Raw genomic sequence first — 19880 nt, 5'->3', positions numbered from 1 at the left:
TCACGGCGGCGCGCGAGCGTCGCCAGGCTCCCGCGGAGGGCGTCGCGGCGCCGACCGAGGGAGCGCCCGAGCCGGAGGTCGAGGACCAGGACCGCGGCATCGAGCCCTCGGCGGTGATCCCGCCGCTGGCGGCAAAGCCCACCTGGACGCCGCCGGCGCCCAACCCGGTCGTCCCGGCCACGCAGGAGCCGTCCGCCCCGCCGAAGGACGAGGCGCCGCGCAAGCCCAAGCGCCGCGGCCGCGCCAGCATCCCGTCCTGGGACGAGATCATGTTCGGCGGAGCCGCGGAGAAGTCCTCCGACGACTCGGATGGCTGAGCTCCGCTTCTACACGGGTCCGATGGACTCCGGGAAGTCCACGCTCGCGCTGCAGACCGACCACAACCGAGCCGCGCGCGGCCTCTCGGGACGGCTGTTCACGGTCCACGACCGCGCCGGCGCCTCGCTGGTCTCGAGCCGGCTGGGCCTCACCCGCGAGGCGATCGAGGTCCCGCCCGACTTCGACTTCTGGCGGTACGCCGTCGACGCCCTCACCCACGGGGCGCGGATCGACTACTTCATCTGCGACGAGGCCCAGTTCTACTCGGCCCGGCAGATCGAGGACCTCGCCAAGATCGTCGACGAGCTGCAGATCGACGTCTACTGCTTCGGCATCCTCACCGACTTCCGGACCAGGCTCTTCGAGGGCAGCGCCCGGCTGGTCGAGCTCGCCGACTCCACTCAGCTGCTCCAGGTCGAGGCGCTGTGCTGGTGCGGCAAGCGCGCCACCCACCAGGCCCGGCTCGAGGACGGCGTCATGGTCACCGAGGGCGAGGTGATCGTCGTCGGTGACACGGATGCGGACCCGATCGCCACCGTCGGCGAGGTCACCTACGAGGTGCTGTGCCGCCAGCACCACCGGCGCCAGCTCACCTCGGGCCGTGCCCGCGCGGTCTCGTTGACCGCCGACCCGCTACCGTTCGACTGACCGCCCGTAACCGGCACTCCTGTCGCTCGTTCAAGGATCAGGCATCAGTCCACGGACCGGGTCGATGCCCGGCTCGAATCGGGCCATGACACGACGGAGGAAAGACGTGATCAGGAAGCTTGTCGCCGCATCCGCGGCATCCGCAGTCCTCGCCACGGGCGCGGTCGCGCTCGGCGCCGGCGAGGCGGACGCGGCGTACGGGCCACCGGCGCCCATCCCTGCCAGCCAGAAGAAGCCGACGATCCTCCACATCAAGCGCGTCGCCAACAAGCCCGGCCACCTCACCGTGCGCCAGACCAAGATCCTCCTGGACAAGATCGACGCCCTCTACTCCAGCGGGCTCATCACCAGCACCCGGCGCCTCAAGCTGCGGATCTACGTCCTGCTCCGCTGAGGTCGCCGCTCCGAGAGTGCGGGCCGGGTGACACACTCGGCCCGTGAGCGACCTGACGATTCCCCGCGACCGGAACGACGACTACAGCGCTGCGGCGGTCGCGGCACGCCAGGCCCTCGTCCGCGAGCGGACCGGGGCGTCGATCGAGCACGTGGCGTCGTACTCGCTGGACCCCGGCTCGCTCCCCGGGAACGTCGAGGGGTTCATCGGGGCGGCGCAGGTGCCGATCGGCCTGGCCGGGCCACTGCTCGTCAACGGCGAGCACGCGCAGGGCGAGTTCCTCGTGCCGATGGCGACGACGGAGGGCACGCTCGTAGCGTCCTACAGCCGCGGGATGAAGCTGACCCGCCTCGCCGGCGGGATCACGACGACCGTCGTCGAGGACAAGATGCAGCGCGCGCCGGTCTTCACCCTCCCGAGCGCCCGGGAGGCACGGCACCTCGCCGGCTGGCTCGACGAGCACTTCGCCGAGATCGCGGCGGCCGCACAGGAGACCACCTCGTCGGGGCGGCTGATCGAGATCCAGCGCTTCTTCGCCTCCAAGATGCTCTACACCCGGTTCAACTACACGACCGGCGACGCCGCCGGGCAGAACATGACCGGCAAGGCGACGTTCGCGGCGTGCGCGTGGATCAAGCGGAACTACCCGGGCGAGCTGCACTTCCTGCTCGAGGGCCAGTTCGCGACCGACAAGAAGACCTCGGTGGTCAACATGCTCCACACCCGCGGCAAGCGGGTCGTCGCCGAGGCGACGATCCCGTCGGCGCTGATGGAGGAGCAGATGCACGTCAGCAACGACAAGCTCTTCAGCGCACGGCTCAAGGGCCAGCTCGGGGCGTTCATGTCGCAGACCAACAACAACGGCAACCACTCCGCCAACGGCATCACCGCGCTCTTCATCGCGACCGGCCAGGACGTCGCCAACGTCGCCGAGTCCTCCGCGCTCTACGGCTTCAGCGAGCTGCTGCCGAACGGCGACCTCTACGTCTCGGTGACGCTGCCGGCCCTCATCATCGCGACGTACGGCGGCGGCACCGGCCTGGCCACGCAGCGCGAGTGCCTCGAGATGCTGGGCTGCTACGGCTCCGGCGGGGTCTACAAGCTCGCCGAGATCATCGCCGCGACCGTGCTGGCCGGCGAGCTCTCCCTCGGCGGCGCCGTCGTCGCCGAGGAGTGGGTCTCCGCGCACGACAGCCTCGGCCGCAACCGCCCCTGACCCGACGGCGACGCGTCAGGACTCGTAGGAGTTGCCGCCGACCCGCACGATCCCCTCCCCGAGCGTGATGCCAGTCGGTGTGCACGCGACGGTGGTCGGCTCGCAGAGCGAGACCGTGTGGCCGTCGAGGACGATGAGCTTGTCACCCGGGGTCCAGCCCGCCTCGCCGGTGAGACGGATCGGGTAGGGCGTGGCCGAGTCGAGATCCACCACCGTGGTGTCCGGGTCCTCGTAGGTGCACACCTCCGGGCCCTGGTCGATCGTCGTGGTCCTCCCCGATGAGTCGGTGGTCGTCATCGTCCCTCCGGTGCAGCCCCGCACCGGCACCTGGAGCGCCCACCTGCCGTCGGGCGACAGACTCGTCATGCCGTCGAAGACCGGCAGCGTGGCCAGGGCAGCGCCTGTCGTCGCGTCCGTCACGACGTGTGGCCGGTCCCACTCGCCCACGGCCTCACGACCCCCGGTCACCGTCGGCATGAACGACTTGGGCAGGCCCTTCGCGACGTGGCCCTCGCCCGTGCGCCAGTCGATGGCGAGGGTGTGGTCGTCGAGCCCGACGTAGACGCTGTCGCCGTCGAGCGCGACCGGCGGGGCGACCCAGCCGCCCCAGGTGAACGACCCGGAGAACGGGATGGAGGCGACCTCCTCCCCCGTCGCGACGGCGCGCAGGACCAGGCGCCACGAGTCGTGGCCGAGGTGGCCGACGCGGTCGGCGTACGCGAGATAGGGCAGCGTCGGGTCGGTGCTCGGGACCCGGTCGCCGAGGCTCAGGCCGAGGCTGTGCACCTCGCCCTCGGGATCGACGAGCGCGTACGACGAGTCCGGCCCGTCCGAGTAGGGGCTGCGCCCGGTGCGGACGACCACGCCCTCGGAGGTGTAGTAGAGCGACTTGATCGCCTTCGGCAGCGTGGCGGTGGCGCCGCTGCCGAGGTAGATGGTCGAGCCGGCCGAGACCGCCCAGCCCAGTGCGTCGAGTGGGGCTGCGGCGGCCGGGTCCTGGATCAGGAGCGTGCGGGAGTCGCGCTGGTCGAGGACGACGCCCGCGCCGAGCGCGAGCACGCAGGTTGCGGCGACGAGGGCTGCTGCCGTCGTACGGGTGCGACGACGGCGTCCGCGCCGGCCGCGCTCCAGAATGCCGTCGAGGGGCAGGGCCGGCACGGCGGTGGCCGCGGCCTCGTCGTGGAGCAGGCAGGCGAGTCGCTCAGTCATGACGTTGTCCTTCAGATGTCGCGTCTTCGAGTGCGGGGTCTCCGAGGAGGAGGCGGAGCTTGGCGAGGGCGTCGGAGGTCTGGCTCTTGACCGTGCCGACCGCGCACCCGAGGGCACGGGCCGTCTGCTCGACGGTCAGGTCCTCGTAGTAGCGCAGGACGATGGCTGCGCGCTGACGTGGAGCCAGCTCCCGCAGAGCGTCGAGGACGGCCGGACGCAGCGCCGGATCGTCGCTCACCCGCCCGTCGGGGAGGTCGGCGGTCGGCCACTCCCTGCCCCACGAGGCCTGCCGCCACAGCGCTCGCGCCTCGTTGAGCATGATCGCCTTGGTGTAGCCGAAGGCGGCATCCGGGCTGCGCAGCCGGCGCCAATGGACGTACGCCTTGGCCAGCGCCGTCTGGGTGAGATCCTCGGCCTGTCCGTAGTCGCCGAGCAGCAGCAGGGCGCGGCGGTAGAGCGGAGCCCATGCCGCCTCGGCGAAGGCGGCGAACTCCTCCTCCTCCCGCTGTGTGCGCTTCATCGTCACACCCCACCAGATGCGCGCGGGCGCGGAAAGGTTGGGTCGCATCACCGAGGACCGGTGTTAACACAGGTGTTATCGTGGTGTGTATGCCCGCCGTGCACGTCCGCAACGTCTCCGAGGAGGCGGTCGCGCGCCTCAAGCAGCGCGCCGCCGACAACGGCCGCTCCTACGAGGCGGAGCTCAGGATCGTGATCGAGGAGGCCGCCCTGGCGCCGACGGCCCGGAAGCGGCGTCAGATCGACTGGCCTCCACCGCCGCCCGTGAGCTACAGCGGACCGATCGATCGCGATCTCTTCTATCCAGACGAGTACGACGATGAGTGAGCGAGTGCTCGTCGACACGAACGTGTTCGTGCACGCGTACGACGCGAGGCGATCGGCCCACCACCACCAGGCCCGCTCTCTGCTGGAGTCCGACCCCCGCGCATTGGCTGCGTCGCACCAGAGCATGCGAGAGTTCCTCGCGGTCGCCACCCGGCCGGTCGCGAGCAACGGATACGGCGTGCACGGGCCCGCGGCGGCGCGTGCCTGGCGGGCTCTGACCGGGACGATCGACTCGCTCGTCGAGACCAAGGCGTCTCAGTCTCTTCTGCTCGAATTCGTGGATGCTGGTCTTGCCTCGAGCCGGCAGGTCCACGACGCCAATCTCGTAGCGGTCGCTCTCGACCACGGTGCGACGACGCTGATCACCGACAACGTCCGGCACTTCGAGCGGTTCGCCCACCTGATCCGGATCGAGCCGCTCGACGGCTGATGAGCCTCAGTCGATGAGGATGGGGATGTACATCTCGTCGGGAGTGAGCGAGCCGTGCAGGCCGACGAGGGTGGTCTCGTAGGGGAAGGACACGCTCGACATCACGGCGTGCGTCCCGCGGCCCGCGACGATCACGTCGCCGAGGCGGGGCAGCACCGGGGGCGACACCGGCCCGAACCAGCCGCGTCCGATGGCGTCCTCGCGGCTGAGCACCTCGGCCTTGTCGCCGAGCGACTCCCGCCACGTCGCGATGACGTCGTCGACGGCGCCGCGGTGGCAGTAGAGGTGCCGGAAGCGGGCCTCACCGCCCAGCAGGGCGACGCCGTCGCGCAGGCCGTCGACGGCGTCGACGTCGGTCCGGTCGTCGGGGCCGGCGTCGATCATGCCGTGGTCGGCGATGACGAGGAGCCGCACGGGCCGCGGGAGCTCCTCGCGCAGCTGCTCGGCCTCGGAGTCGATCATGGAGAGCTGCTGCAGCCACGGGCTCGAGGCGACGCCGTGGCGATGACCGGTCCAGTCGAGGTCGCCGTCGTAGAGGTAGGTGATCGAGCCCGGCTCGGCCGACGCCGACAGCGCCGCGGCGATCCGCTCGCCCACCTTGTCGGCGCCGCGGTAGTCGGCGCCGCGGTGGGCGGCCTCGGTGAGACCGGAGCCGGCGTACTCGCGCTTGTTGATGACGGTGACCGGATGCCCCGCGGAGCGCAGCGCCTGGAACGTGGTGGTGTTCGGCTGCCACTCGTGCGGGTCGATGTCCTTGCTCCACTGCAGTGCGTTGAGCAGGCGGTCGGTGCCCGGGATGCGGCTGGTGTAGCCGACCAGGCCGTGCACGCCCGGCGTGAGCGCGGTGCCGAGGGAGGTCAGGCTCGTCGCGGTGGTCGACGGGACGCCCGCGGTGGCCGGCTCGGTGAGCAGGCTGGAGAGGTAGGGCGCCGCGTGGGCATAGCGGCGCAGGAGGTTGGCGCCCATGCCGTCGACCAGGAAGACGACGTACGACGGCGCCTCGGGCAGCACCAGGTCGGTCGGAGGCGGCGGACCCGGCAGGCCGAGCGCGAGCGCGACCGCCGGGACGACGTCGCCGAGCGAGCGCTGCCCGTAGGCAGGCTCGACGAACGCGCCGTCGTGCGGCGAGGCGTCGGCGCTCACGCGGAATGCGTCAGCGCGGAGAGGGCCTCGGCGAACCCGAGCAGGCTGGCGACCGCGTCCGCACCGTCGGCGGCGGCCGAGACCCGGATCGAGAAGTCGTCGGAGTTCAGCACACCGGTGTAGCCGTGGTCGGCCTCGCACTCGGGGTCCGCGCAGCCGGCGGGCTCGAGGTCGATCCGCGAGATCGCGCCCCACCCGAGGGTCATGTTGGCCTCGGCGACCGCGGGACGGCCGGAGGTGGGGTTGGCGCTCATCCGGGTGACCACGACCGACTTGAGGCCGGAGAGGCGGATCGCCTCGGTCGAGGTCGAGGTGTAGGGCTCGGGCAGCAGGTCGTCGCCGGGGTGCTCGTCGGTGTGCGCGACGATGAGCCGGGTCGGGGTGAGCACGAGGACGCTGAGGTGGCGGCGCACCTCGTCGTGGTCGAAGGTCGGCTCGTGGTGGAGGAAGAAGTCGACGACCGGCTCTCCCGCCACCGCGGTGCCGACGCCGTCGGCGACCACCTGGGGGTAGTAGCCGGTGAGGTCGATCGCGTGCCGCAGGTCGCTGGCCCGGTCCTGGGTCGTGCGCATGGCGACCAGTCTGTCACGCGCATCAGCCCGGGTCTCAGCCTGCCTCCGGCGAGAATCGCCGGAGCCGGGCTCAGTTCGGAATCGTGTCGCCCGGCATCGTCGGCATCCGGCGCACGAACCAGTCCGAGCGCGGATCGGCCACCGGCTCGACCCGCGCGCCGGCGGTGAGCACGCTGGCCGCGTCGGGGCCGGCGAGCACGAGGTCGAGGGTGAGCGCGCTGACCTGGGGCAGGTCGTTCTGCAGCTGCGCCACCCGTCGGATGAGCCGCTCGACCTCCTCCACGTCGACGACCTCGGCGCCGCGGTAGCCGAACAGCATCGGCGCCGCCTTGATCTCGCGGACCATGGCGGCGGCGTCGCGCGCCGACAGCGGCGGGATGCGGTAGCTGCGGTCGGCGAGCAGCTCGCTCAGCGGCCCGGCGATGCCGAAGGAGACGACCGGGCCGAAGAGCGGGTCCTCGATCGAGCGGATCATGAGCGGCACGCCGGGCGGCGCGACCCGCTGGACGACGAAGCGCGGACTGGGGCGGTGCTCGTCCTGGCCCGACGCGTGCGGAGCGCCGGTGAACCCGGTCAGGGCGCGCCAGGCCTCCTCCATCTCGTGCTCGTCGTTGATGTTGCGCCACACGTGGGCCTGGTCGGGCCGCTCGCGGAGATGGTCGGCGGTCGCCTTGAGGACGACGTCCCAGCCCAGCTGCGCGCCCGCCTCGCGGGCCTGGGCGAGGGTGCCGGCCGCGAGCGTGGGCCACAGGCTGATCCCGTAGCAGTCGAGCACCCGGGCCAGCTCGTCGCGAGTGAGCTCGCCGCCCAGCGGGCGCTGCTCCAGCGCGCGCATGACGATGGTGCGCGCGCGGACGACGTCGACCGGCTCCACGACGAGCGCCGGCCCGTCCGGGGTGCGCAGCCACACGGCGTACTCGACGACGCGGGCGAGCGCCCGGACCGCGCTCTCCACCGACGAGTACGACGGCACCGACCCGCGTCCGGCCGTCGACCCGGCCACATCGGGCACGCGGAGGAGCTCCGGGACGCCCTCGGCGCCGAGGAAGGAGGCGAGCAGCGGCTTGTCGGACTGCTCCCCCACGGCCGCGAGGACGTTGGCGATCTCCTCCCCCGAGACCGACAGCGGCGGGATGTAGACGGCGACCACCGCGTCGACCTCGGGGTCGTCGATCGCCTGGTCGAGGGCGTCCTCGAACTCCTCGGCGGTCGGGATCGAGGAGAGCGCGATCTGACGGTTGACCACCAGGCCGGCGCCGGCCGCGGCGTCGGCCGCGAGCAGGCCGAGGGCGTCGGAGTTGCCGACGATCGCGACCCGGCGGCCGCGCGGCAGCGGCTGGTGGGCGAGCAGCTGCGCGACGTCGAACATGTCCTCGAGCGTGTCCACCTGGATCACGCCGGCCTGGCGGAACATCGCGTCGACCGCCTGCTGCGGCGCGGCGATCTTGCGGACGGTGTGGCCCATCGGGACGCCCTGGGTGGTGCGGCCGGACCGGACCGCGACGATCGGCTTGCGGAGCGAGACGCGACGGGCGATGCGGGAGAACTTGCGCGGGTTGCCGAGGCTCTCGAGGTACATCATGACGACCTCGGTGGTGTCGTCCTCCTCCCAGTACTGCAGGAGGTCGTTGCCCGAGACGTCGGCCCGGTTGCCGGCGCTGACGAACGTCGAGAGGCCCAGGCCGCGGCTCTGCACCTTCTCGAGGATGGCGCTGCCCAGCGCGCCGGACTGGCAGAAGAACCCCGCCCGCCCGCGCGGCGGCATCACCTGGGAGAGGCTCGCGTTGATCCGCACGCTCGGGTCGGTGTTGATCACGCCGAGCGCGTTGGGCCCGATGACCCGCAGGCCGTAGGAGCGGGAGAGCCCGACCAGCCGCCGCTGCCGGGCGCGGCCGTCGTCGCCCGTCTCGGCGAAGCCCGAGCTGATGATGACGAGGCCGTGGACGCCCTTCGCGGCGCAGTCGAGCACGACGTCCTGCACCGACTCCGCGGGCACGGCCACGATCGCCACGTCGACCGGCTCGTCGATGTCCTGGACCCGCTTGTACGCCGGCATCCCGGAGACCGAGTCGGAGTTGGGGTTGACGACGTACATCCGTCCGGTGAAGTCGGCGTTCACCATGTTGCGCACCAGCACCTGGCCGATGGTCTCCTGGCGGCGCGAGGCCCCGATGATCGCGACGCTCCGCGGGTTGAGGAAGCGCGAGATGCTCGCGGCCTCGGCCTCGTGCTCGCGGTTGAGCATGACGCCGATGGCTGTGTCGGTCGGCTCGATCGGGAACTCCAGCCGGATCACGCCGTCCTCGTAGCCGCTGGCCACGCGGTAGCCGGCGTCGCGGAAGGTCTGGATCATCCGGCTGTTGTCGGGCAGCACCTCGGCGACGAAGCTCGACACGCCCCGCTCGCGACCGGCCTGGGCGAGGTGCTCGAGCAGGATCTGGGCGATGCCGCGGCCCTGGTGCTCGTCGCTGACCAGGAACGCCACCTCGGCCTCGCCGGGGCGCAGCTCGTCGTAGCGGCCGATGGCGATCATGTCGCCGCCCAGCGTGAGCACGAACGCCACCCGGCGTACGTTGTCGACGTTGGTGAAGCGCTCGACGTCGCGCTTCGACAGGTGCGGCATCGGACTGAAGAAGCGGTAGTACTTCGACTCGTCGCTCACCCGGTTGTCGTAGAAGTCGACGAGCAGCTCCTCGTCGGCGGGGGTGATCGGCCGGATGTGCGCGGTGCGCCCGTCGCGCAGCAGCACGTCGGCCTCCCAGTGCGCGGGCGCGCTCCGGCCGGGCCCTACGTCATCGGGGCGTGCGTCCGAGGTCACGGCAGGAATCTACCCGCCAGCAGGGGCGCCCCGTCGGCCGTGTGGGCAGACACAGCGGCGAATCGGTGGGAATCTTCGGGTATGCCCGGTCGCGGCGAGGACCTTCGCGAGCGGCCCGCCACGCACCCGCTGGCGGGCACGCTGCTCGTCGCGCTGGGCTTCACGCTCCTCTTCGCCCTGACGATGTACGCCGGCAGGCAGACCCATCCGCCCGGCTCACCGCTCGCGATCGCCTGGCCCGCGGCCGCCGTGACGCTGGTGTGGTTCCTGGCCGTGCGGGACCTGCGAGGGCGGCTCGTCGGGCTCCTGGCGATCTGCCTCGTCAGCGGCGCGATCAACCAGGCGGACGGCCTCGACCCCCTCGGCTCGTGGCTCTTCGGGCCGGTCAACGCCTCACCCGGGCTCGTCGGCGCGGCGCTCCTGCGTCGTACCGGGAGATGGTCGCGGGCGCGACCGGTGCGCTCCCTCGCCGACCTGGGCGATCTCGCCGTCGCCTCCTGCGCGGGCGCGGCGGTCAGCGCCGTCGCCGGGGGGCTCGTGGCCTGGGCGCGCTTCGGCGAGGGCCTGATGGACGGCGTCGGGCTGATCGGCTTCCGCAACGCGCTGAGCATCTTCGTCGTGGCCGCCGCGATGCTGGCGCTCCCCCGGGCACCGCAGGAGCTGCGCCGCCAGAGCCTCGTCGGCTACGGCCTGATCGCGCTGACGCTCGCCTCGTCCGCCGCCCTGATGGCGATGCCCTGGGGCCTCACGTTCGTCCTCATCCCGCCACTGCTGCTCGTCGCCGTGCGCTGCGGACCGGACCTCACCAGCATCCTCGTCAGCCTGCAGGGCGTCATCGTGATCGCCGCCACCACCTCGGGGCACGGGCCCTTCGCGAGCGTCACCCCCGTGGGGTCGCGGGTGCTGCTCGCCCAGCTCTTCATCCTCGTCCTCGCCCTCGTCGGGACCGTGATGTCGGTGATCGAGCAGGCGCGCGCCCAGCTCTACACGCCCGAGCTGCAGCGCGAGGCGGAGCGCTCGGCCGAGCTGCTCCCCGAGCTGGAGCGCGCCGCGCGGGCCGGGCAGTTCACCGCGCACTTCCAGCCGGTGGTCGACCTCGCGAGCGGCGCCGTGATCGCGCACGAGGCACTCGTGCGCTGGAACCACCCGACCCGCGGAGTGCTCGCGCCGGGGGCGTTCCTCGACGTGCTCGAGTCGAGCGGCCTGATCCACCAGGTCGGCCACGACGTCCTGCTCCAGGCGTGCTCCGCGGCCGCCGCGGACCTGGCCGCCGGCCGCCGCGCCGCCATCCACGTCAACGTCAGCGCCCCCGAGCTCTCCCGGCCCGGCCTCGCCGACCGGGTGGCCACGGTGCTGGCCGAGAGCGGGCTCCCGCCCGAGCTGCTGGTGCTGGAGATCACCGAGACCAGGATCGTGACCGTCGACGACACCATGCTCCGCGAGCTGCTCACGCTGCGCGCCTTCGGCGTCCAGCTCGCCGTGGACGACTTCGGGACGGGCTTCAGCAGCCTCACCCACCTGGTCAACCTGCCGATCAGCATGATCAAGCTCGACCGCAGCTTCGTCGCCGAGCTGTCCACCTCGGCCACCGCGCGCACCGTCAGCAGCGCCGTGCGCGCCATGGCCGCCGGCCTCCAGGTCGACCTCGTCGCCGAGGGGGTCGAGACCGCCGAGCAGGCGGGCGTGCTCCGCGAGCTCGGCTACGTCCACGCCCAGGGCTACCTCACCGGCCGCCCCGCGCCCGGCCTCCGTGCGAACGGCTCCGACCCGGTCCCCGCGAGGGCACCCGAGGACCACCTCTGAGGCTCCGGTCGCCGACTGTCGAAGAAACACCACGAGGGAGGACCGTGGCGGTATAGGGTCCCCGCAGGGCTCGGGCTCGGTCATGACCGATGTCTTGAGGGAGACGACGCGATGAACAGGGCCTTGATCGCCACATTCCGACGCGGCGGCGCCGTCGTCATGCTGATCGGCGCGCTGCTCGCCGGCACCATGACGGCCGGAGGCGCCGTCTACGGGCCACCGGCTCCGACAGCGACCGACATCACCAGTTGGTTCCAGCAATTGAGCATCGACACCGCGCCCACATGGACTCCGGTCGTTTCGATAGCCGCCCCGACCGCCGTGGTCGTCTTCAGCGTGCCGGACATGAGCCCCAGCACGACGACCGTGACGTCGACCATCGTGTTCCTCGGAGGCAACGCCCCCGGCGCCACGATCAACCTCGTGTTCGGCCGGCGCTCCTTGACCAAGGGCCACGTCTACAAGGTGAAGGCCACCGTGACGGCCAAGCACAAGCTCCGGCTGAGGTTCCCGGCCAAGCTCAAGCGCAAGGGCTGGTATCGCGTGAAGGTCGTCATCCGGACGAAGCACCGCAAGCACCACCACACCACCTACTCGGTGCGCCGCGGCGCCTTCTACATCCAGCGGACCTAGGCGAGTCGTCGTGCGGCGCGCCCGAGGCGGCGTGCCGGACGACGTCGCGCCGGTGACTCGGGAGAGAATGCGCGCTATGGCACGGCGCACGACCACCCCTCCCCCGCCCGATGACTTCGAGGAGCACATCCTCGACACGGACATCAAGGACGAGATGGAGACCTCGTTCCTGGAGTACGCCTACTCCGTCATCTACTCCCGCGCCCTGCCCGACGCGCGCGACGGGCTCAAGCCGGTGCAGCGCCGGATCCTCTACACGATGGCGGACATGGGGCTGCGCCCCGACCGCGGGCACGTCAAGAGCGCCCGCGTCGTCGGCGAGGTGATGGGCCGCCTCCACCCGCACGGCGACGGCGCCATCTACGACGCCCTCGTCCGCCTCGCCCAGCCCTGGACGATGCGCCTGCCCTACATCGACGGGCATGGAAACTTCGGGTCCCTGGACGACGGACCGGCGGCCATGCGCTACACCGAGTGCCGGATGGCGCCGGCGGCGCTGGCGATGACCAACGACCTCGACGAGGACACCGTCGACTTCCGGCCCAACTACGACGCGCGGGAGTCGGAGCCGTCCGTGCTGCCGGCGGCGATCCCCAACCTCGTGGTCAACGGGACGACCGGCATCGCGGTCGGCATGGCGACCAACATGGCGCCGCACAACCTCGTCGAGGTCGTCGCCGCGCTGCGCGAGCTGGTCAAGCGCCCCGGCATGGACACCGAGGCGCTGATGCGCTTCATCCCGGGGCCCGACCTCCCGACCGGCGGCACGATCGTCGGCCTCGACGGCATCCGCGACGCCTACGAGACGGGCCGCGGCAGCTTCAAGATCCGCGCCACGGCGCGGGTCGAGCAGATCGGGCGCCGCAAGGGCATCGTCGTCACCGAGCTGCCGTACACGATCGGCGTCGAGAAGGTCGTCGACCGGATCAAGTCGCTGGTGCAGGCCAAGAAGCTCGAGGGCATCGCGGATCTCAAGGACCTCACCGACAAGGACAACGGCCTGCGCCTGGTCATCGAGGTCAAGAACGGCTTCGTGCCCGAGGTCCTGCTGGAGCAGCTCTACAAGCAGACGCCGATGGAGGACTCCTTCGGGATCAACAACGTCGCGCTGGTCGACGGCCAGCCGCGCACCCTCGGGCTCAAGGCGCTGCTCGAGGTCTTCCTGGGACATCGCTACGACGTCGTACGCCGGCGCAGCCAGTTCCGCCGGGACAAGGCCGCCACGCGGCTGCACCTCGTCGAGGGCCTCCTGATGGCGATCGTGGACATCGACGAGGTCATCCAGCTCATCCGGTCGAGTGACAACGCCGCCTCGGCCAAGGCCCGGCTGATCCAGGTCTTCGACCTGTCGGAGGCGCAGGCCGACTACATCCTCGACATGGCGCTGCGCCGGCTGACGAAGTTCTCCAAGATCGAGCTGGAGAAGGAGGCCGAGGACCTGCAGCGCACGATCGACGAGCTCGATGCGATCCTCGGCTCGGAGGAGCTGCTCCGCAAGGTCGTCTCCGACGAGCTCGCGGAGGTCGCCAGGACCTTCGGCACCCCGCGCCGCACGGTGCTGCTCGCCAGCGCGGGAACCGCGGCGATCGAGGCGCAGCGGATGTCCGCCGAGGTCGCCGACGATCCCTGCTTCGCGCTGCTCTCCTCCACCGGGCTGCTGGCCCGCACGCAGAGCGCGGACCCCCTCTCCACCGGCGAGGGCCGGGCCAACCACGACGTGATCGTCTCCGTCGTCGCGACGACGGTGCGGGGCGAGATCGGCGTGCTCACCTCGCAGGGACGGCTGGTCCGCCTCGGCGTGCTCGACCTGCCGGCGATCCCGCCGACCGCGGGCGAGCCCAACCTGCAGGGCGGCGTCCCGCTCAGCGCGCTCCTCAGCCTGGAGGCGAACGAGCGAGCGCTGGCGCTCGTCACCCTCGCCGCCGACGGCCCCGGCCTCGCTCTCGGCACCAAGCTGGGCGTGGTCAAGCGGGTCAACCCGGAAGTCCTCGGGCGCGACGACTGGGAGGTCATCAACCTCGGCCCCGGCGACGAGGTCGTCGGCGCGGTGGAGCTGGCGACCGGCGCCGAGGAGCTGTGCTTCATCACCTCCGACGCCCAGCTGCTGCACTTCCCCGCCGACACCGTCCGGCCGCAGGGCCGCAACGCCGGCGGCATGGCGGGCGTGCGGCTCGCCCCGAAGCAGCGGGTGGTCTTCTTCGGCGCCCTCGACCCCGCCACCGCGGTCGTCGTCACCGCCTCCGGCTCGTCGTCGGCACTGCCCGGCACCGAGCCCGGCTCGGTCAAGGTGACCCCGTTCGCCGAGTATCCCGCCAAGGGCCGCGCCACCGGCGGCGTGCGCTGCCACCGTTTCCTCAAGGGCGAGGACACGCTCGTCTTCGGCTGGGCCGGCCGCGGCCCGGCTCGCGCGGCGGCGAACTCCGGGGCCCCGATCGAGCTGCCCGAGCCGGACCCGCGCCGCGACGGCTCCGGCATCCCCGGCAGCCAGCCGATCGACGCCTGCGCCGGTCCGGTGGGAGGGTGATCTCCATGCCGAACCTGCCGACCGCCTCCCGACCGATCGCCGCTGCCGCCGCCGTGCTCCTCCTGGCCGCGTGCGGGTCCAAGCCGGCCGACAAGGACGACGCCGACACCGGGAGCTCGGCCGCGGACAGCCTCGCGGCCGCGAAGAAGACCCTCGACGCCACCTCCGGCGTCACGCTCGAGCTGTCGTCGAAGGGCGTGCCCGACGACGTCACCGCCCTGCTCGAGGGTGTCGGGATCCTCACGCACGGCGAACAGGGGCCTGCCTTCGACGGGACCATCACGGTGCAGGTCGCCGGCCTGAAGCCGGACGTGCCGATCATCGCCGTCGACGGCAAGGTCTACGCGCAGGTGCCCCTCACGACCGGGTGGCAGACCATCGACCCGTCCGCCTACGGCGCGCCCGACCCCGCCCAACTGCTGGCGACCAGTGGCGGCCTCTCCGACTGGCTGACCGCGACGACCGGCGTGGCGAAGGGAGACACCGTCCGTGGCGGCGCCGGAAACAAGGAGCTGCTCACCACCTACACCGGCACCCTGCCGGCGGCGTCGGCGAAGCTTCTCGTCCCCATGGTCGCCGGCGACCTCGACGCGACCTACCTCGTCACCGACGACGACCAGCTGCGCGAGGTCGAGCTCACCGGCGACGTCTACGGCACCGGCGACACCGAGACCTACACCGTCGACCTCGACGACTACGGCACGACCACGGACATCAAGGCGCCGTGACGCCCGGGAGCCGGCCGAGGCCCGGACTCCTCGCGCTGGCCGCGCTCGCGGTCTGCTTCACCGCCGCCGACACCTACGTCATCGTCCTGGCACTGCCCGACGTGATGCACGGCGTCGGGCTCTCCGTCGACGAGCTGCAGCGGGGTGCGCCGATCGTCTCGGGCTTCCTCCTCGGGTACGTCGTCATGCTGCCGCTCATCGGGCGGCTGGCCGACCTGCGCGGCCGCTCGTCCGTCCTCGTCGCGGGGCTGGTGCTCTTCGCCACGGGCTCCTTCGTGACCGCGATGGCGCTCGGCCTGCCGACGGTGGTGCTCGGCCGGCTGGTCCAGGGCATCGGGGCCGGAGCGCTGGTGCCGGCGACGCTCGCCCTCGTGGCCGACCTCTATCCCGTCGAGCGGCGTGCCGTCCCGCTCGGCCTCGTCTCCGCCGCGCAGGAGCTCGGCGCCGTGCTCGGCCCGCTGCTCGGCGCGGCCGTGCTCGCGGTCACCGACTGGCGCGCGATCTTCGTGCTCAACCTGCTCGCCGGGGCGGTGCTGGCGGCGGCGATCCGGAGCCGCGACCCCCGGCGCGTCCCGTGGCCCGACCCGGTCGGGGTCCTGCTGCTGGCGATCGTCGCGGCCGCCGCCGTACTCCTGGTCCTCAAGCCGGGAGCGGTCCTCCGCGACGTCACGTGGGGCAGGCTCTACGTGCCGGTGGCGGGGCTGAGCGACTGGATGACGCCGCTCGGCCTGGCCGTGATCGCGGGGACCGCCCTCTTCCTGCTGCGCTGTGCGCTGGCCCGCCACCCCCTCGTGGACCTGCGCGGCTGGGCCCGGGACGCCCGGCGGGCCGACCTCACCGGCGCGATCCTGCTCGCGATCGCGCTGGGCGGCATCGTGCTGGCCTTCTCCGACTCCGATCCCAAGGTGTCGGTGCTCACGCCGCTCGGCGGCTGGTATCTCGCCGTCGCCGCCCTCGCGAGCGTGGTCCTCGTCGCGCACCTGCGACGGGTGGCCGATCCACTGTTGCCGGCCGAGGTCCTGCGGGCCTCGGCCGGCGGGATGGCGACCAGTCTCTTCGTCGGTGCCGCTCTCGTCGTCGCGCTCGTGGACATCCCGCTCTTCGCGCGCACCACGATCTACACCGACTCGCAGCTGCTCGCCGCCCTCGTGCTGGTCCGCTTCCTCGTCGCGCTGCCGGTCGGCGCGGTCGCGGGCGGCCTTCTCGTACGCCGGCTGCCCCCTGCCCTGGTCGCGGCGGCCGGCATGCTGGCCGCCGCTGCGGCCTTCGCCTGGATGGCGACGTGGTCGCCGACCGCGCTCTCGTCCCCGCTGGCGACCGTGCCGCTCGTGCTCGGCGGGCTCGGCTTCGGGCTCGCGCTCGCCCCGATCAACCACGCGGTGCTGGCCGCGGCGCCACCGCGGGCCCACGGCGTGGCGAGCGCGGTGGTGGTCGTGGCCCGCATGGTGGGGATGCTGGTGGGGATCTCGGTGCTCACCGCGATCGGGCTGCGCCGCTACTACGCCGAGCAGGCCGACCTGCCGCCGGTCCAGGAGGTCTGCCACGGCGCCTCCCGCTGTGACGCCTTCACCGACCTGATCCAGGCCGCCGGAGTGGCGCAGGAGCACACCGTGTTCGCGGGGGCGGCGGTGGCCGCCCTGGTCGCCGCCACGCTGGCGGGTGTCGTGCTGGCCCCTTCGCGGACCCGCTAATCTCTGGCCTCATGGAGGACTTCAGCGATCTTCTCGACGCCAACGCCGTGTTCGCGTCCGACTTCCAGTACGGCGGCTTCGACGGCATCGCCCGCGCTGGCGTCGGCATCGTGACCTGCATGGACAGCCGGATCGACCCGTTGCGGATCCTGGGCCTGCAGCCCGGCGACGCCAAGATCTTCCGCAACCCCGGTGGCCGGGTGACCCCCGACGCGATGGAGGCACTCGTGCTGGGCGTCCACCTGCTCAACGTCAGCCGCATCCTCATCGTGCCGCACACCCGCTGCGCCGTCGCCTCCAACACCGAGGCCGAGCTCCGCGCGAAGGTCTCGGAGTCGGCGGGCCAGGACGCGTCCTGGCAGGCGTTCCCCGTGGTGGACGACCAGGCTCGTGCCCTCGCCGAGGACGTCCACAAGGTCCGCTCCCACCCGCTGGTCGGTGACCGCGCGCACGTGGGCGGCTTCATCTACGACGTCGACAGCGGCCTGCTCAGCCAGAAGATCTAGCGGAGATCTAGGGGCTGTAGAGCGCCTCGGGCGGGAGCGGCTGACCGGTCGCCGTGTCGACGATCTGGATCCCGGCGCCGTCGTCGACGATCTGCAGGTCCGAGCCGACCGGCAGGTCCCAGATCCCGATCAGCGCGGGCTCGATCTCGCAGAGGGCGTTGAAGTCGACGATCTTCATGTTCGAGGAGTCCGCCAGATACTCCTCGGTGTCGATGTCGGAGAAGATCCGCCAGCCGTTGTCGGCGGGGACCTGCGACTCCTCACGCACCAGCCACTTGACCCTGCCCGCGCCGGTCAGCACGTTGGTGGTGGTCAGGGACGCTCCCGCAGCGGGGATGAACTCGATGGTCACGGGACGATCTCCTCGATCACTCGTGCTCGGCGAGGTAGGCCTCGGCGCGCGCCAGCAGCTCTGCCCGGAACCGCACCCACTTCTGGATCAGCTCGAGCACGGACTGCCCGCGAGCGTTCTCCTTGCGCAGGTCGAGATCCGGGCGGGCGAAGAACTCGTCGTAGAACGGCGCGAGCTCCGCGTCGCCGTACCGGAACTGCTGCGCGATCGTCAGGAGGGGCGTCTCGTGCCGTCCCACCATCCGGTTGAGGTCCGCGCCGCCCTCCAGCAGCCTGCGCAGGATCGGCGCCTCGGCCTCGAAGTCGTGCCTGCTCTGCCCGACGAGGACGTGCAGCGTCGTCGAGCCGTCGGTCGCGATCACGGTGGGGTCCGCCCCGTCGTCGAGCAGCCTGCCCGCGATCTCCGGGCGGAGGAGCGGATCATGCTGCCCCACCGCGGCGAGCAGGAGAAGCGGGCCGAGCTCCGCGTCGGTCGCGTCCTCCGGTCGATAGACGGCCAGGAACTCCTCGAGCGTCCCTCCTCGCGTCAGGAGCGCGAACTGCTGGGGAGTACGCGGCGGCGCGGCGGGATCGTTGCTCACGTCCATCACCTTAGCGACCTGCCTCGTCCACGTGGGACCGGTTCCTGCCGGGGTGCTGGACCTCGTAGTTCTCCGGTTTGCGGTACTCCCGGAGGAACTCCTCCTTGGTGATCCTGTGGTTGAGGTAGTCGTCGCGGAGGTCCCGGTACTCCTCACCGGTCCGGTGGCCCATGTCCCACTTCCCGACACGGGACTCCCCCGGCTTCCACGTGATCTCGACGAGGTCGCCGTTCTTGTCGGGCACCCAGACGCTGTCGCCGTCGCCGGCGGACTGCCTCCACACGTCCTCGACCTGGGTCTTGGAGTAGCTCGGCCGGTTGTTGGCGTACGGCATCAGGTTGCCCTCGGCGTCGTAGCCGCGGGTGTTGGGCGTCCCGCGCGCCGGCAGCCCCTTCCCGACCTTCGTCGCCTGGTCGGCGTCGAGCTTGCGCAGGCTCTGGACGGCATCGTCGAGCTGGGTCCTGGTGTGCGTGACCTTGGCCGACGTGCCGTCGCCGAGGCGACGGAACCCATCCTTGAAGGCCTCGATCACATCGTCGGCGTACTTCTTCAACGCGGACATTCCTCAGCCCCCCGAGATGTTGAGCGACGAGATGTCGGCGATGAACTGCGCGGTCAGCGAGTCCAGGTCGCCCGAGGCCAGCGCGAGATCCGACGACACCCCGTCGAGGGCGTCCAGGTCGGCCTTGAACTCACCGATGTCGCCCACCGCACCGGTCACGATCGGGGAGTCCAGGAGCGAGGACACGATCGTGGGGATCTGCTCGGTCAACGGCTCGATCACCAGCGGCAGGATCTGTCCCAGAAGCTCCTCGATCGCGATGTTCATCACGATCTTCAACGCGGCCTTGCGGGCGACGATCAGCCCCGCCGCCACCGCCGCGCCGGCGCCGAACGTCACGAACGAGCTTGCCAGTGCCGCCGCGACCTGTGCCGCGGTCAAGGTCACGTCGGCGATCACCTTGATCTTCAACGCCAGCACCGCGTCGGCGAAGACGTCGGTCCCCATGGCCGCCGGGTCGATGAACTCCAGCGCCTGCTCCAGATGCTGCGAACGGGTCTGGGTCCATCCGTCGACGAACGCCAACGCCGTCTGCGACGACGACGCGTCAGCCAGATCGATCGCGATCCGGCGGTCCACCGCGTCGATCAACGCGCTCAGGTCCGAGCCGAACTGGCGCACCAGGTCCGCACCCTTGTGGATCTCGTCCTCATCCAGGTCCGGCCAGTCGAACCCGAGCTTGTCGAGGATCCAGACCAGCTCGTCCGGCAACATCATCCCCACGGCGCACCCCCTTTCGAGTCAGATCCACCCTCAGCCCGGCATCGCGCCCGTCAGGACGTGGCGAGGCTGGAGTCCAGATCCTCGAACGCCGTCTTCATCTGACGCAACGACGTCGCCATCGCCGGAATCGCCTCGATCGCCTGCTCCAGACCATCAGAGACCTCCTCATAGGAATCCAAGAACG

General features: G+C 71.5%; 20 protein-coding genes and 1 pseudogene. 12 read left to right on the top strand and 9 right to left on the bottom strand.

Features of this window, described 5'->3' with window-relative positions; genetic code table 11:
- From QM572_RS07110 to QM572_RS07095, 4 genes and pseudogenes are all read left to right on the top strand, one after another.
- Positions 1–317, top strand: a pseudogene (locus tag QM572_RS07110) (hypothetical protein); the annotation flags it as partial.
- On the top strand, positions 310–966 hold the full coding sequence (locus QM572_RS07105; RefSeq protein WP_415091496.1) for a thymidine kinase: 657 nt from the start codon (positions 310–312) through the stop codon (positions 964–966). The pseudogene QM572_RS07110 and the gene QM572_RS07105, both read left to right, overlap by 8 nt.
- Positions 967–1072: 106 nt before the next feature.
- The gene (locus QM572_RS07100; protein ID WP_415091494.1) at positions 1073–1360 is read left to right on the top strand and encodes a hypothetical protein; all 288 of its coding nucleotides are present in this window, start codon (positions 1073–1075) and stop codon (positions 1358–1360) included.
- A gap of 43 nt (positions 1361–1403) precedes the next feature.
- Positions 1404–2576, top strand: a complete 1173-nt coding sequence (locus tag QM572_RS07095) for a hydroxymethylglutaryl-CoA reductase (protein ID WP_415091492.1) — start codon at positions 1404–1406, stop codon at positions 2574–2576.
- 15 nt (positions 2577–2591) lie between these two features.
- Here QM572_RS07095 and QM572_RS07090 read toward each other — a convergent pair whose 3' ends face one another.
- Both QM572_RS07090 and QM572_RS07085 read right to left on the bottom strand, forming a co-directional pair.
- A complete protein-coding gene (locus QM572_RS07090) occupies positions 2592–3785 on the bottom strand; it encodes a hypothetical protein (protein WP_415091490.1) in 1194 nt (397 codons plus the stop codon).
- Entirely contained in the window at positions 3778–4305 is a 528-nt protein-coding gene (locus tag QM572_RS07085; RefSeq protein WP_415091488.1) for a SigE family RNA polymerase sigma factor, read from the bottom strand. The genes QM572_RS07090 and QM572_RS07085 overlap by 8 nt, the downstream gene beginning before the upstream one ends.
- An 89-nt stretch (positions 4306–4394) precedes the next feature.
- Between QM572_RS07085 and QM572_RS07080 the strand changes: the two genes are divergently transcribed.
- Together QM572_RS07080 and QM572_RS07075 are read left to right on the top strand one after the other, a co-directional pair.
- Complete coding sequence (locus QM572_RS07080; RefSeq protein WP_415091486.1) at positions 4395–4631, top strand: FitA-like ribbon-helix-helix domain-containing protein; 237 nt, start codon at positions 4395–4397, stop codon at positions 4629–4631.
- On the top strand, positions 4624–5061 hold the full coding sequence (locus QM572_RS07075) for a type II toxin-antitoxin system VapC family toxin (RefSeq protein ID WP_415091484.1): 438 nt from the start codon (positions 4624–4626) through the stop codon (positions 5059–5061). Before QM572_RS07080 ends, QM572_RS07075 begins: the two co-directional genes overlap by 8 nt.
- Positions 5062–5067: 6 nt before the next feature.
- Here the strand turns inward: QM572_RS07075 and QM572_RS07070 are convergent, their stop codons facing one another.
- The 3 genes from QM572_RS07070 to QM572_RS07060 all read right to left on the bottom strand — a co-directional run bounded on the left by QM572_RS07070 (position 5068) and on the right by QM572_RS07060 (position 9594).
- Complete coding sequence (locus QM572_RS07070; protein ID WP_415091482.1) at positions 5068–6204, bottom strand: alkaline phosphatase family protein; 1137 nt, start codon at positions 6202–6204, stop codon at positions 5068–5070.
- Complete coding sequence (locus tag QM572_RS07065; RefSeq protein ID WP_415091480.1) at positions 6201–6776, bottom strand: DUF5998 family protein; 576 nt, start codon at positions 6774–6776, stop codon at positions 6201–6203. The genes QM572_RS07070 and QM572_RS07065 overlap by 4 nt, the downstream gene beginning before the upstream one ends.
- A 70-nt stretch (positions 6777–6846) precedes the next feature.
- Positions 6847–9594 carry a GNAT family N-acetyltransferase gene (locus QM572_RS07060; protein WP_415091478.1) on the bottom strand — a complete coding sequence of 916 codons (2748 nt, stop codon included), beginning with the start codon at positions 9592–9594 and terminating at the stop codon, positions 6847–6849.
- A gap of 81 nt (positions 9595–9675) precedes the next feature.
- Here QM572_RS07060 and QM572_RS07055 point away from each other — a divergent pair, with 81 nt between their 5' ends.
- From QM572_RS07055 to QM572_RS07030, 6 genes are all read left to right on the top strand, one after another.
- A complete protein-coding gene (locus QM572_RS07055; RefSeq protein WP_415091476.1) occupies positions 9676–11397 on the top strand; it encodes an EAL domain-containing protein in 1722 nt (573 codons plus the stop codon).
- Positions 11398–11520: 123 nt separating this feature from the next.
- The gene (locus tag QM572_RS07050; RefSeq protein ID WP_415091474.1) at positions 11521–12030 is read left to right on the top strand and encodes a hypothetical protein; all 510 of its coding nucleotides are present in this window, start codon (positions 11521–11523) and stop codon (positions 12028–12030) included.
- A 76-nt stretch (positions 12031–12106) separates the two neighbouring features.
- Positions 12107–14554 (top strand): DNA gyrase/topoisomerase IV subunit A, encoded by a 2448-nt coding sequence (locus QM572_RS07045; RefSeq protein ID WP_415091472.1) that lies wholly within the window; start codon positions 12107–12109, stop codon positions 14552–14554.
- 5 nt (positions 14555–14559) lie between these two features.
- Positions 14560–15282, top strand: a complete 723-nt coding sequence (locus QM572_RS07040) for an LppX_LprAFG lipoprotein (protein WP_415091470.1) — start codon at positions 14560–14562, stop codon at positions 15280–15282.
- Positions 15279–16973, top strand: coding sequence for an MFS transporter (locus tag QM572_RS07035; RefSeq protein WP_415091468.1), 1695 nt, complete (start codon positions 15279–15281; stop codon positions 16971–16973). The genes QM572_RS07040 and QM572_RS07035 overlap by 4 nt, the downstream gene beginning before the upstream one ends.
- An 11-nt stretch (positions 16974–16984) precedes the next feature.
- Positions 16985–17479, top strand: coding sequence for a beta-class carbonic anhydrase (locus QM572_RS07030; protein WP_415091466.1), 495 nt, complete (start codon positions 16985–16987; stop codon positions 17477–17479).
- A gap of 7 nt (positions 17480–17486) precedes the next feature.
- Here QM572_RS07030 and QM572_RS07025 read toward each other — a convergent pair whose 3' ends face one another.
- Genes QM572_RS07025 through QM572_RS07010 form a run of 4 tightly spaced genes read right to left on the bottom strand, consistent with a single transcriptional unit; the run spans position 17487 to position 19696 of the window.
- Positions 17487–17831, bottom strand: a complete 345-nt coding sequence (locus tag QM572_RS07025; protein ID WP_415091464.1) for a DUF2185 domain-containing protein — start codon at positions 17829–17831, stop codon at positions 17487–17489.
- Between the two features lie 16 nt (positions 17832–17847).
- Positions 17848–18411, bottom strand: coding sequence for a hypothetical protein (locus QM572_RS07020; protein WP_415091462.1), 564 nt, complete (start codon positions 18409–18411; stop codon positions 17848–17850).
- 10 nt (positions 18412–18421) lie between these two features.
- The gene (locus QM572_RS07015; RefSeq protein ID WP_415091460.1) at positions 18422–18973 is read right to left on the bottom strand and encodes an HNH/ENDO VII family nuclease; all 552 of its coding nucleotides are present in this window, start codon (positions 18971–18973) and stop codon (positions 18422–18424) included.
- Between the two features lie 3 nt (positions 18974–18976).
- A complete protein-coding gene (locus tag QM572_RS07010) occupies positions 18977–19696 on the bottom strand; it encodes a hypothetical protein (RefSeq protein WP_415091458.1) in 720 nt (239 codons plus the stop codon).
- Positions 19697–19880: the final 184 nt, after the last annotated feature.

The organism is Nocardioides sp. (genome assembly GCF_047607365.1).
In the GTDB taxonomy this organism is placed as follows: Bacteria; Actinomycetota; Actinomycetes; order Propionibacteriales; family Nocardioidaceae; genus Nocardioides.
Note: the sequence above shows the minus strand (reverse complement) of the source record. Positions and strands in the feature narration are given on the sequence as shown.